The following is a 13,256-nucleotide window of genomic DNA, read 5'->3' as shown; positions in this document are numbered from 1 at the left end:
GAATCATAGAAAAGGTGAGGGACATTATGAGAGCTGAAAGAAAAAGAAAGAAGAAAAAGGTTCTTTGGATTGTTTTATCGATTATTGGCTTATTCGTATTAGCAACTGGCGGGTACGCATATCATCTTTGGAATACAGCAGCATCGACAGTCGCAGGCATTCAGGAGAATTTAAAGAAGTCAGATAAGCGTGACAAAGATGTCGATTTAAGTAAGAAAGACCCGATTTCTATTTTAGTCATGGGTGTCGATGAACGAAAAAATGACCGAGGCCGTGCAGATACATTAATATACATGACAGTAAATCCGAAAACGAAAACGACAGAGATGGTGAGCATCCCGCGTGATACGTATACGAAGATTGTCGGAAGAGGCACAATGGATAAAATCAACCACTCCTATGCATTCGGCGGTACACAAATGGCAGCAGATACTGTAGAGGAACTGCTTGATGTACCTGTTGATTACTTTGTCAAAGTGAACATGGAAAGCTTCAAGGATATTGTTGATACACTTGGCGGCATTACAGTAAATAGCACGTTTGCATTTAGTTATGACGGCCATTCATTTGGTACAGGCGAAATTAACCTGAATGGGGATCAAGCCCTTGCGTATACGAGAATGAGAAAGCAAGATCCAAAAGGTGACTTCGGACGTCAGCAAAGACAGCGTCAGGTCATTGAAGGCATCATTGCAAAAGGTGCCAACATTTCATCTATTACGAAATTCGGCGATATGTTCAAAGTCGTAGAAAATAATATGAAGACAAACATGTCATTTGATGATATGTGGACGATGATGAATGATTATCGTGATGCAAGACAGCATGTGAAGCAGCACGAGTTGAAAGGATCAGGCACACGTATCAATAACATTTATTACTACCAGCTTGATGACAGCAGCCTTGCGAATGTGAAGAAGGAATTGAAGGAAAGTTTGGAGCAGTAAAAAAGAAGACTACAGAAATGTAGTCTTCTTTTTTTATGATTGAAATGGAACTGGTTTTTCTTCACTCAATCCAAAACGATGGAGAAGCTCTTCGACAATTCGTTTTGATGCTTGTCCATCACCATATGGATTAGACGCCTTCGACATGTTGTCGTACTCTTTCTGATCGACTAACAGCTGTTTTGCCATGTTGTAAATGGTCTCTTCATCTGTACCCGCGAGCTTAAGCGTGCCAGCTTTCACACCTTCAGGACGTTCTGTTGTATCACGCAGCACTAATACTGGCTTCCCTAGAGAAGGCGCCTCCTCTTGTACACCGCCAGAGTCCGTTAATATAAAGTGTGAGGCAGCAGCGAAGTTATGGAAATCAACGACTTCGAGCGGCTCAATTAAGTGCACACGATCAAGATCACTGAATTCTGTCTGAGCCGCATCACGAACAGCAGGGTTTAAATGTACAGGGTAGACAACCTGAACATCTTCAAACTCTTCTACAATACGTCTAATTGCTTTAAACATGTTTTTCATCGGCTGACCGAGATTCTCCCTGCGATGAGCCGTTAACAAGATCATTTTATCTGTGCCTATCTTCTCTAAAATAGGGTGCTCATACTGTTCTGTAACCGTTGTTTGCAACGCATCAATCGCAGTATTCCCCGTCACACAAATCGTCTCTTCTTTTTTATTTTCAATTAAAAGATTCTGCTTTGCCTCATTTGTGGGAGCAAAATGAATATCAGCAATAGTGCCTGTCATTTGTCGGTTCAATTCTTCAGGGAACGGCGAGTATTTATTGTGTGTTCTTAAACCCGCTTCAACGTGACCAACCGAAATTTGGTGGTAGAATGCGGCCAAGCTTCCTGCAAAGGTTGTTGTTGTGTCTCCATGAACAAGGACAATATCAGGTTTTTCCTCTCGGAATAGTTGATCTAGTTTCAAGAGTGCATTTGATGTGATTTCGGATAATGTCTGGCGTTCTTTCATAATATTTAAATCATGATCCGGACGAATGTTAAAGGCTTTCAACACTTGATCAAGCATTTGCCGATGCTGTGCAGTCACAGTGACTGAGGATTTGATTTGCGGATGTTTTTTCAGTTCAAGGACAAGGGGTGCCATTTTAATCGCTTCAGGCCTCGTCCCGAATACAGTCATTACATGTAATGTTTTCAATAGTCGATGCCTCTTTCCTTCTCATTTATCATAAGTGTATTATACAAAAGAATAGGAACGAATCCTAATCATACTATTTTCAATTTTTACATCGCCTTTACTCTTTTCAACATAAAAATTTACACAAACTCTTTACAATAGATAATGAATCAGATCATGCATTTATCGTAAATCATTTGTCATTTCTATCATTTGTAAGTTACACTTTATGAAAGATGAAAAATGAAGCCAAATCATTTTTTCTATATGTAAGGAAGGTGCAAAGTTCATTGAAAAAAGTACGTAAAGCCATTATACCAGCTGCAGGTCTTGGGACACGTTTCCTCCCTGCAACAAAAGCAATGCCTAAAGAAATGCTCCCAATCGTTGATAAACCTACCATTCAATATATTATTGAAGAAGCTGTTGAATCAGGAATCGAAGACATTATTATCGTCACTGGAAAAGGAAAAAGAGCCATTGAGGATCATTTTGATTTTGCACCAGAGTTAGAGCGCAACCTTGAGGAAAAAGGAAAGAGCGAGCTTTTAGAAAAAGTGAGAAAGTCCTCTAACATTGCTGACATTCATTACATACGTCAAAAAGAGCCGAAAGGACTTGGACACGCCGTTTGGTGCGCACGCAACTTTATCGGTGATGAGCCTTTTGCTGTTTTGTTAGGTGATGACATTGTTCAAGCCGAAACGCCTGGGCTTCGCCAGCTGATGGATGAATACGAAAAAACCCTTTCATCTGTCATCGGGGTTCAGCAAGTAGCGGACAGCGATACGCATCGCTATGGGATCATCGACCCTCTTACACAAGAAGGACGCCGCTATCAAGTCAAAAACTTTGTTGAAAAGCCGCCGCAAGGAACAGCACCATCGAACCTAGCCATCTTAGGGCGCTATATTTTCACGCCAGAGATCTTTATGTACCTCGATCAGCAAGAGATTGGTGCAGGCGGAGAAATACAACTGACAGATGCCATTCAAAAGCTAAATGACATCCAGCGCGTCTTCGCCTATGATTTTGAAGGAAAACGATATGATGTCGGCGAGAAGCAAGGCTTCATTGAAACGACGCTTGAGTTTGCTCTTCAGGATGAAGAATTGAAAAAGAAACTCATTCCATTTATGAAACAGCTTCTCGAAAAAGAAGAAGTGAATTAAAAAAGCTGCCATCATCGGCAGCTTTCAGATTGTTGACAAAGGGCTAAAATGATCTTGATTTTAGCCCTTTGTCTTCTTTTCAGCGTGATAGAAAACCTTTGCAGTCTAGGAAGGGCGAGTACCGGAGCGGAGCGAATTGGACATTCGTGAGCACCGGAGCGCAAACCTGACACCGAATGCGAGGGTTTGTCTACACGCTGAAAGCTGCCGGCATCGGCAGCTTTTTTATTTAATGACTGAAATAGTCAGTGTATGCTGTTCATTATCAATGACAAACAGGTTGTTTTCGCCCTTCACTGCGAACTTTGTTCGTTTCTCATTCATCCAGACATTTTGTTCTGTCAGCCCAAGTGTGGAAGGAGAGATTGGCATAATGTCGCGAAACACAATCGTGTTTGCCTGACTATTTTGAATGACATAGTCGGTTTTCTCTGTGGTCAATCGCTCAATTGTATCTCCTTGATCATTTTTCACTGAACTCAGCGTTTGCATTCTCTGTTTCAGCACAGATTCTTCTTTTCCAAGGAAAGACAGTAAATACTCATACGAACCTGCCGATGCAGGCGATACATAGGAATTAAACTGTCCTGGTCCAATGGATAATGACTTTAAATCCTCTGCATTTTGAAGCGCAGCAGGTTTAACAAAATACGTTTCTGACGCTGTTTTAATTTGAACGGTTTGTTTATTTTCAGCCACAGCCTGTACTTCTTGTCCAAATGACAAAGTGACATCGGCCTTTTTTTTCATGGCTTGGTCCTTGTAAACCTTGAGTGGATCAGCCGTGACAATCACCTGTTGATCCACCTTTTTCATATCAGGCGCTCCTTTGGTCTGCGGGTTCTTCGACTGAGGCGCTTCTGTCTTATCTGATGGGATTGCACCAAATGTCGCCAATGTACGAAGCGGGCGATCTGAAAACATCGATAAGGCTAGCAATAACGTTAAGACTGCTAACACTGTCACTTGAAATGCGGGTCCGAACAATGAGCGGCGTTTTCCGTTCTCTTGATAACGAGACACCTTTTCTGTCTTTTGTACGCCTTTTCTACCTTCTTTATGTTCCATTTGGTATTTTTGTTTCTCTTTCTTGGAAAGCTTGTTAAACCAATCAACAAACTCCTTATATTCTTTCACGACCTTTTTCGTATCATCAAACATACGAAGCTCACCATAATGCATCCAAGCCACCCGATCACAGATTTTTTGAATTTGGCTAATGGAGTGACTGACAAAAAAGATCGTCTTTCCTTGTTCCTTGAATTCTGTAATGCGGTCCACACATTTTTGATAGAAGGTTTGGTCTCCAACAGACAGTGCTTCATCAATAATGAGGATATCTGGATCGATATGCGCTGAAATGGCAAAGCCAAGACGTGATTTCATTCCACTTGAATAGCTCTTAACCGGCTGGTCAATAAAGTCTCCAATATCCGCAAACTCTACAATTTTTTCATAAAGCTCATCTATCTCTTTATTCGTCAGTCCCATCATTAAGCACTTTAATCGAATGTTGTCTTTTCCGCTTAATTGGTTGTTCAGCCCTGCTGCAATGGCAATTAGCGATGGCTGGCCGTCCATATCAATTTCACCACTTGTCGGTGGAATGATTTTCGCTAGAAGGTTCGACATTGTCGATTTCCCAGATCCGTTAATCCCCACAAAACCAATGGTCTCGCCTTCATATACATCAAAGGACACATCACGAACAGCAAAGAAACCTTTTTCATTTTTATTAGGTAAAAACAGTCCTTTAATCTTATCCGACTGTTTTTTATATAGTACGTATTGCTTGGATACGTTTCGAAACGAAACCTTTAGTTTCATCGTATAATCTCCTTACTTTTTAAAGAAAATCGACAAATTTATCCCTAAATTTCATATGAAGCAATGAACCGACTGTTAAAAGAAGAAGCGTGATCAGCCAAAAATAAAGTGTGTATTTGACATCATGGAAGAACCATTCTCCCTTTAACAAACTATTTCTAAAACCATCAATAATGTAGAAAAGAGGATTCAATCTTAATATGTCCCCAATCCACGCTTTGTCTCCAGTGAGCTTCTCTGAAATATTCCAAAAAATCGGCAGCAAAAAGAAAAGTAATCTTGTCACAGATTGTAAAAGAAATTGATAGTCTCTCACGAGTACACTAATCGTGGAATTAAACAAACTAAACGAAAACATAAACGCGATCATACAAATAAGATAGTATATATATTGCAGCCAATGCGCGTCAGGATAGATGCCATAAGAAATCAGCACAATCAGATAGACACCCATCATAACAAAGTAGCTAAACAAGTTGGACATAATCACCACAGACGGCAGCGCACTAATCGGAAAATTCATCTTCGATACCATATTAATGCGTTTAAACACACTGTTTGATCCATCAAGAATGGTCGGACTAATGAAAAACCACGGGATTAATCCGGCAAGCATCCAGATGATAAATGGAATCTCCACACCGCCAATAACAATTGGCTGTCCTCCGCGAATGCCCATACCAAAAACAAACCAGTAAGCCAGCATTTGAATCAATGGATTTAAAAACTGCCATAAAACACCTAAATAATTCATCTGATATTTTGATTTTGTTTCATAAACAGCAAGTCGCATAATCAGCGGAAATGAGCTGATTTGCTCCTTTAGTATCGTCAACATTGCGTTCATTGTTATCTTCCTTAACAAAAGTTTTGAGCACCAAAATTAAAAGCACCGCTCATAATTGTAACAGATGTTGTTTATTTTTTCACTTTAAAGACAAAACAAAGATGCTATCCTTCATAAGTATAGGAATTATTTGCTTGATCATAGGTTATAAGCAAATTTGGGATGATATTTACATTTCAGAATAATGTATGTTAAACTATCTTGACTATATAATCAGAGCATATTAATTGAATATCCATATTATAGTTATTCAGTATTATTTTTACTAATTAAAAGCAGATTATCAACTAGATTTTAAGGAGAGAGACTATGGTTTCTTTAGAAAGTATTTTAACTAGTAACTCTATCTTATCTTTGTTCATACATTCATATGATAAAAAAGACCTAAAAACAATAAATTTCATTCGTGATAATCAATCATTTGATTTTCCTCTACAGCAGAATAAAGATGGTTTTTACGTAGCAGAAATACGTGCTAAAGACATTCTCCCTCTAAAAGGTTCTTCTTTCAGTATCTTCGTAGCAGATCAAGGTGGAATACTCACTCCGCTGCAATATGCCGCTCATCACAAATGGCAAAGAAAGATTCTGCATAGAGAATTGGCTGTATTAATTAAAAGAACAAGCAATGAAAACTTACAAACAAAAATAACATTCGAAATTTTAAATGCTAAAAAAAGAACAAACTTATACAAAACCAATTTGATTGATTTCATGCTTGAAAATTATACTCTCACAATAAATGGTGTTTCAAACATTTTAGACATTGATGCTCCATTAGATCAAAGGAAATTCTTTATTTCACTTCATAGAGTACCTTCAAAGGATAAAATATTATTTCCTGTTGATTCAATTTCAGAAGATGGAATTTGGACTGCACACGCAGATTTAAGTTCACTTGGCCTTCATAATTTATATGAGGGTATCTGGCAAATGCATTTTTATGAAGAAGTAGAGGGTAAGTTACTAGGATCGTTTATAAAAGACAGGAAAAAATTAGTTTCTACAAATTCATTTAAGACTGCTGATCATCTCTTTCAATGTCAATTTAAAAAGAAAAATAGTGGAGTCATATTAGATGTCAAACAAGAGAGTCTACTCGTTTCTTTTAAAGAGAGCTATATTCAAAATCAAACGATGACTGCAAAAATATCTATAGCAAGTGAACAATTAGCTTTAATAGATCATCATGTTTCTGAAATTCACATGATAAATAACAAAGACACAGAGAGTACTGTGTTAACTAGAATGAAACGTATAAATGATGAAGATTTTATTTTAAAGATACCTTTTAAACGCATCATCGAAGCCTTACAAGAAGGAAGTCAGAAACAATCTGACTGGCTCTTTTTGTTAACAAATAAGAAAAGCGAGAAGACTATTTTCGCCAAGGTTACAAATACCTCTTTGACTTTTGATGAGAATAACGTTCTGAATATATTTGAGAAAGTGCCTTTTGAAGTAGGACTACACCGAACTGCAAGTCAAAACTTGAGTTTTACAGTTAGGAAAGCTAGAACCGTAAGAAATCTCTATCAAGTCAAAAAAATACGCGGCCACTACTTAAAAGTTGAAGGCGCTGCTATCTTAAGAGGCTTAGAAATGCCTCATTCAGATTCTGTTAAGCGTTCATTAGTCCTAAAAGAACGCGCATCTTTAAAAGAAATAACCATTCCCGTACAAAATAAAAGAGACTTAACTTTTGCTTATCATTATAAACGGGACAAGAAAGATTATACGTACTGTGGGTTCAAAGTGTTATTTGATACATCCATACTTCCTGAAGAAAAAGGAGTTTGGGATTTCTTTATAAGATTCGATACAGAAAAATTTTCATTTAATAGACGTCTAGGGTTTGTTAAATATACTTATAAGAAAGACAAGTACCTTTCTATTATCAAATATAAAGGCAACGATAATAATAAGATTTTTAATTTTTCGTCAACGACACCTAAGGGAAATTTGAAACTAGAAGTGCTTCCCTTTAAATCTTCTATTTCAGAGGATCAAATTAGTGAAAGCAGAGAAGAAGTTTGGATTATAGGAGAAAGACCAGATACTGCTCAAGATACTGGTTATCACTTTTTCAAATATTGCAGAGAAAAGCATCCTGATAAGAAAGTTTATTATGCTATCGAAGAAGGAAGTAAAGATATTCGAAATATCGAACATCTTGGAAACGTTCTGATCATTGGCTCAGCTGAACATATTGAAAAAACACTGCAAGCTACACACTTTATCGGTTCTCATGATCTAGAATATTTCCTTCCATTTAAAATACCACAATATCAACATACGAAGAAAGCAAAAAGAATCTTTCTTCAACACGGTGTAATGGGAAGAAAATCAGCCGAATATCATCGATTTTTCTATCAATATCCTTTTCATATAGTTTGTGTCAGCTCGGTTTATGAAAAGAAAATGATGATGGATCATTTTGGTTACAAAGAATCAGAGGTTAAGGTGACTGGCTTATCAAGATTTGATCATTTAGCTAATTCTAAGACAACAGATCATAATGGTGATAGAGAGATTTTAATCATGCCAACATGGAGAGAATGGCTCAATACAGAAGAAACTTTCTTAAAATCGGATTATTACGAGAAGTATATTTCGATTCTAAAAGATGAAAAACTGCTTCAAGAATTAAAAAAACATAGAGTGAAACTCTTATTTTATCCACATTATCGAATGCAGCCATATATTTCTTATTTCAACAAATATAAGAGTGATGTAGTGTCTATTTTAGAATTGGGTGAAGTAAACGTTCAAGAATTATTAATGAGAGCCTCTCTCCTTATTACCGATTATTCTAGTGTGTCATTTGATGTGAGTTTTATGAAAAAACCAGTTATATATTACCATTTTGATTTTGAAGAATTTTTCAATAAGGGTATTTTAAGAAGTAAGGAAGAAACTTTCCTAGGTGAAATTGTAGAAGATCAAACAAGCTTAGTTAATGAGATTATTCATACGATTCATAATGGTTTCCGGGAAAAATTATTTGTTGAAGAAAGAAGAGATTTAATTCTAACGTATACTGATAACAAAAACTGCGAAAGAATTTTCAATGAAATATCTTCTTTAAAAGATGATGATTTCTCAATCATTGCTTCCTTAACAAGAGTTTCTAAAGAAACTCTTCAAAATATAAAAATAGCGACCATTCAAACACTAGTCCGTAACTATATTTTCACAATCAGTGTTAAAAAAGTAAAAGTGTTAAAAAGTAAATCTCGAAAAACGCTCAAAGCTCTTAAGACAATTAAAAGACATCTAAAAAGAAACATACACAAAAGAAACTTTTCTAATTAAATATTTATTTTTTGAAGATGCCAGTCCAAGACAATCGACTGGCTTTTTTTGTTTACTAATCGAGATAAAAAACACCTTTAAGTGAAATCAACTTAAAGGTGTTTGTCTCTTGATCAAAATCTTGTTCATACAATAATGCAAGAATTTTAAGCATTATGTTTTTTATCAAACACTACTTCAACGACCCGCTTCGAAGATTCTCCAGTCTCTAAGTAACAGAATTTCTCATAAAACGGTGCAAATGAAGCTGGTAGTGTAAAGTCTGGCTGTTCTGTTTCTCTCACCCAGTCAATGACACTTTCTGTCTCTTTCACAAGTGGTCCAGGTGCTTCTTGTTCAAAGTCGAAGTAGAAGCCTCTGAGCTTGTCACGATATGTTTCAATGTCTGGCACATAGAACAGCATCGGACGTTTGAGATTTGCATAATCAAAGAACACAGAGGAGTAATCTGTGATGAGCAGATCTGAAATCATATAAAGGTCTCTAATGTCTTCGTAATGAGAGAAGTCATAGGCAAAGCCTTCATACGGCCCTAAATCAAAGTTTTCAGCAACTAGATAGTGCATACGCAGAATGATGATATATTCATCTCCGATTGCAGCTCTGAGTTCATGCAGATCAAGGTCTAAATCAAATTTGTACTGCCCTTTTTTATAAAATTGATCGTCTCTCCATGTCGGTGCGTATAAGATCAATTTTTTATCGAGCGGCAGGTTCATTTTTTGTTTCAGAGCTCTCATCGTTTCTTCATTGTTTTGATTGTGAAGGAAGTCATTTCTCGGATATCCTGACTCAATCATGGTCTTTTGGAATTGGAACGCACGTGTAAAGATTTCAGTCGAGTAGGCATTAGGAGAAATGAGATAATCCCAATTCGATGCTTCTTTTGTGAAATTCTTTTTGTATTTCTTCGTATTTGTTCCAGGCATATGCACCTCGTCCATGTCCATTGCCAGCCGTTTTAACGGCGTACCGTGCCAAGTCTGCAAGTATGTTGTGTGATCTGGCTTTGGAACCCATAGCGGCAAACGGCTGTTTACAACCCAATACTCGGCTCTTGCCATCGCAAAGATCCATTTCAATGACAGACGATTGATATAGTAGATGCCTTTTTCCTTAAACGGTGCTTCATGACCCTTTTTAACGCTCCAGATCAGCGTATATTCAGGGTGATGTTCTTTCATATACTCATAAATCCCACGCGGGTTACAACTGAATTGTTTTCCGTTAAAACTTTCAAAAACAACCGTTTTCTTTTTCACAGACAGCTTACTCGCCAGTTTAAAGGTCGTTTTAAACGTTCTTGTCACAAGACGGTTACGGACTTTTTTGATTTTACTGATCTTCTTTTTAAATTTCTTCCACTTGCTTTTGACGTAATACTTGGCACGTGTTTTCATTGTGTAATCATTAATACGGATGCCAAGCGTTTGTCTTTTTTTCTTTCGGTACACTTCATATCGAATCGGTACATCGTTTCGTTTATGAATTTGAACAAGTCCTTTGAGTTTGTTCGAGCGGTCTCCAAGCACTAAAGAAGTGGTTGTTAATGTTTCCTCTACTCCGTTTACATCGCAGATAAATTCAAGATAGAAACGATATACAAAGCGTTTGTTTAATGAATAGGTCAATTCCTCTAAAGGGACTTCTGCTAAAAATTGATAAAGCTGTGGTACATGTTGATCATCACGGTATTCGATCACTTCGTCTTTTATATGGGTGATATTAACCGGAAAGCGATGTTCAATTGGTTCTTCACCATTTTTCTTCAATAAAAGCTTTGCTTCTTTGATCTCATACGGATGTTCTGCACTTAATACGCCTGCATACCCGGATAAAGATAACATACACCCTTTGTTGAGCTCGATATGATTGAATTTCACAACCTTTAGCTCACGCTTGATTTTCAAAGAAGCATTTCCTTTGTCTGTACGGTATGGAATGATACACAGCATGGCGTCTTTATTTTCTAAAAAGGTCAGCTCAGGCTTTTCTATTTCCATTTTTAAACGGCGTTTATAGTTTGACGTTTTCTCTTCAGATTCAATATCTGTATTGATATCCGCTTCTTTTACTTCTTCTTCCTCATCTTCGGAATCAGAATCATAAGCTGAGTCCTCAAGCTCGTCCTCATCCTCTTCTTTGTTTGTGCTCAAATAGTCCGTGACATACAAGTTATATGTCTGGCCTTGCTCTAACGCAAGCGGCAGCGATGCTTCATTCAATACCAATTTGAATAGATTCTCTTCTTGATGAACAAGCGGAAGGAAAAGTTCTTGTTTCGAAACTCTCTCCCTCATAAACAAATAAAATTCTCTATCTGTTAATGGCATGTCATCGTTGATGCGAATCAGCATTTCTAGTTTCTCATGGTGATTTTTTAACCCTTCAACGACACTCTTCTTATGAATTCCCTCTTCAATCATTAATCGTTAATCTCCTCTGTTCAGAAATCTTACCGTTATGTTATATCACTATTTCACTTTCCAAGAATAGTTGCCTTGTTTCGTTTGATATGACCATCCATCGATGGACGATGGTTTATTCGTAAGCAGCTCACCTTCTATTTCTAGACGCTGCAAAACCTCTTGAAGTTCTTCTGTTTTAAAACGAATGTAAAAATCCACAAATTTCGTTTGGTTGATTTCAATGTTTTTCTTTGTTTGAAAATGGCCGATTGGGAAGCTGACTTGATGGTTCTCATCGATTGTTTGAGAGATGATTTCAGCTCCATTCACTCGATCATATCCTGCGAAATCAATTTGCACATGATCCGCATGACTCATTTCATCTTTTAACTCGAGTTGAAGGTGGAGAACATGATGCTCAGAGCTTATATCACGCAAGACCCATTTCATGCTGTCAACGATCCCTCTCAGTTCATCTTTATGCTCACGATTTTCGAGCATATGATGAATCGCCGTATTCCAAACAGTCTCTTCGTCAGAAGGAACAAGATAAAAATAGGCTTGTTCTCCCAATAGTTTTTCGACATCTTCTTTATGTTTAGTATCCCCAAAAAAGACAGCATCCACTTGCTGTTTTCTTATTTGTTTAAATAATTCTCCATATTGAGAATTGACTTGATGCAGATCTTCCTCATAATGTGCGTGATGCACAAATGCAGCGTAATAGGTTGTTTCAGGCTGATCGATTTTAAACAGGTGGCGGTCCTGATCACGGTCCTCTGTGATCATCAGTTTCAAACGGTCATTTTGTGATTGAATGCTGGATAGCCATAATTGTTTAATATCCGTCTTCTTTGTAAATGTTTGAATTCCTGTTTTTTTATACCAATTAATATGCCGGACTGGATTCTTTTTTGCATCACCAGGATAAATGATCTCCATATAGATGCTGCCTTCGTCATTGATTAATTCCTCTAAGTATAGAGCACCTGTATGTGGAACAAAGCTTTGTACTCTGCACAAAATGCCCTGCCAATTGTATTCTTCCCTCTTCACTAATTGCTGGTTTTCATTATATTGATCAATATAACAAATGGGAGAAGAAGGCAATTCATATCTCGTCACTTGAATTGTGGACGCATCTTCTGGAAAAATAGCTTCATTGATCTGATGCGATGATTCACCAGCAATAAATTCTGAGTAACGTCTTTTACTTCCGCTTTCCGGTAAGATGTAGTGTTCAAATACATTCAAGATGTCCACTTGGCTAGGAAATGTCTCCTCCAAGCTGTGAATACGTTCCTTCACATTTGCATCGTAATTTAAAGTTAAAATTGCAGTACGTTTATGTTGATCAGCCAAAGGCTTAATCCTTGTCTTTAAAGACTTCGTTAAGCTCTCATCCTGTTTTGGCACATCACCCATAATAAAGTAATAGTCCATATCAGGAACGTCCATTGATGCCATTGTTTCATGTTGTTCAGATTGATCCAATGTGTCTTCAACTTTTTTCTTCATCCAATTTTGAAACAAAGGAAGCTCTCCTTAAAAATAATGATGACTTGCTCATTGTATTTTACATGAAAAA

The 13,256-nt window shown here is 37.2% G+C and carries 8 protein-coding genes; 3 read left to right on the top strand and 5 right to left on the bottom strand.

Features of this window, described 5'->3' with window-relative positions:
* Positions 1-26 precede the first annotated feature (26 nt).
* Entirely contained in the window at positions 27-947 is a 921-nt protein-coding gene (locus ASE42_RS03100) for a LytR family transcriptional regulator (RefSeq protein ID WP_056765641.1), read from the top strand.
* A 33-nt stretch (positions 948-980) separates the two neighbouring features.
* Here the strand turns inward: ASE42_RS03100 and wecB are convergent, their stop codons facing one another.
* Entirely contained in the window at positions 981-2,120 is a 1,140-nt protein-coding gene (wecB, locus tag ASE42_RS03095) for a non-hydrolyzing UDP-N-acetylglucosamine 2-epimerase (protein ID WP_056765638.1), read from the bottom strand.
* Between the two features lie 269 nt (positions 2,121-2,389).
* Between wecB and galU the strand changes: the two genes are divergently transcribed.
* Positions 2,390-3,271: a UTP--glucose-1-phosphate uridylyltransferase GalU gene (galU, locus tag ASE42_RS03090; RefSeq protein WP_008343198.1), complete on the top strand. Its 882-nt coding sequence runs from the start codon at positions 2,390-2,392 to the stop codon at positions 3,269-3,271.
* Positions 3,272-3,496: 225 nt separating this feature from the next.
* Here galU and tagH read toward each other — a convergent pair whose 3' ends face one another.
* Positions 3,497-5,098, bottom strand: coding sequence for a teichoic acids export ABC transporter ATP-binding subunit TagH (gene tagH, locus ASE42_RS03085; RefSeq protein WP_056765636.1), 1,602 nt, complete (start codon positions 5,096-5,098; stop codon positions 3,497-3,499).
* A gap of 19 nt (positions 5,099-5,117) precedes the next feature.
* Positions 5,118-5,945 carry an ABC transporter permease gene (locus tag ASE42_RS03080; protein WP_041108051.1) on the bottom strand — a complete coding sequence of 276 codons (828 nt, stop codon included), beginning with the start codon at positions 5,943-5,945 and terminating at the stop codon, positions 5,118-5,120.
* A gap of 309 nt (positions 5,946-6,254) precedes the next feature.
* Here ASE42_RS03080 and ASE42_RS03075 point away from each other — a divergent pair, with 309 nt between their 5' ends.
* The gene (locus ASE42_RS03075; protein WP_056765634.1) at positions 6,255-9,260 is read left to right on the top strand and encodes a CDP-glycerol glycerophosphotransferase family protein; all 3,006 of its coding nucleotides are present in this window, start codon (positions 6,255-6,257) and stop codon (positions 9,258-9,260) included.
* Between the two features lie 146 nt (positions 9,261-9,406).
* Here ASE42_RS03075 and ASE42_RS03070 read toward each other — a convergent pair whose 3' ends face one another.
* The gene (locus ASE42_RS03070) at positions 9,407-11,686 is read right to left on the bottom strand and encodes a CDP-glycerol glycerophosphotransferase family protein (RefSeq protein ID WP_056765632.1); all 2,280 of its coding nucleotides are present in this window, start codon (positions 11,684-11,686) and stop codon (positions 9,407-9,409) included.
* A 48-nt stretch (positions 11,687-11,734) separates the two neighbouring features.
* The gene (locus tag ASE42_RS03065; RefSeq protein ID WP_056765630.1) at positions 11,735-13,201 is read right to left on the bottom strand and encodes an alpha-glucosyltransferase N-terminal domain-containing protein; all 1,467 of its coding nucleotides are present in this window, start codon (positions 13,199-13,201) and stop codon (positions 11,735-11,737) included.
* Positions 13,202-13,256: the final 55 nt, after the last annotated feature.

Origin of the sequence: Bacillus sp. Root920 (genome assembly GCF_001429445.1) — a bacterium.
In the GTDB taxonomy this organism is placed as follows: Bacteria; Bacillota; Bacilli; order Bacillales; family Bacillaceae; genus Bacillus; species Bacillus safensis.
Note: the sequence above shows the minus strand (reverse complement) of the source record. Positions and strands in the feature narration are given on the sequence as shown.

Bases quoted from the DNA above. Each gene is read 5' to 3' on its own strand.
- ASE42_RS03070 (WP_056765632.1), bottom strand. From the start codon at position 11,686: ATGATTGAAGAGGGAATTCATAAGAAGAGTGTCGTTGAAGGGTTAAAA.
- tagH (WP_056765636.1), bottom strand. From the start codon at position 5,098: ATGAAACTAAAGGTTTCGTTTCGAAACGTATCCAAGCAATACGTACTA.
- ASE42_RS03075 (WP_056765634.1), top strand. From the start codon at position 6,255: ATGGTTTCTTTAGAAAGTATTTTAACTAGTAACTCTATCTTATCTTTG.
- ASE42_RS03080 (WP_041108051.1), bottom strand. From the start codon at position 5,945: ATGAACGCAATGTTGACGATACTAAAGGAGCAAATCAGCTCATTTCCG.
- ASE42_RS03100 (WP_056765641.1), top strand. From the start codon at position 27: ATGAGAGCTGAAAGAAAAAGAAAGAAGAAAAAGGTTCTTTGGATTGTT.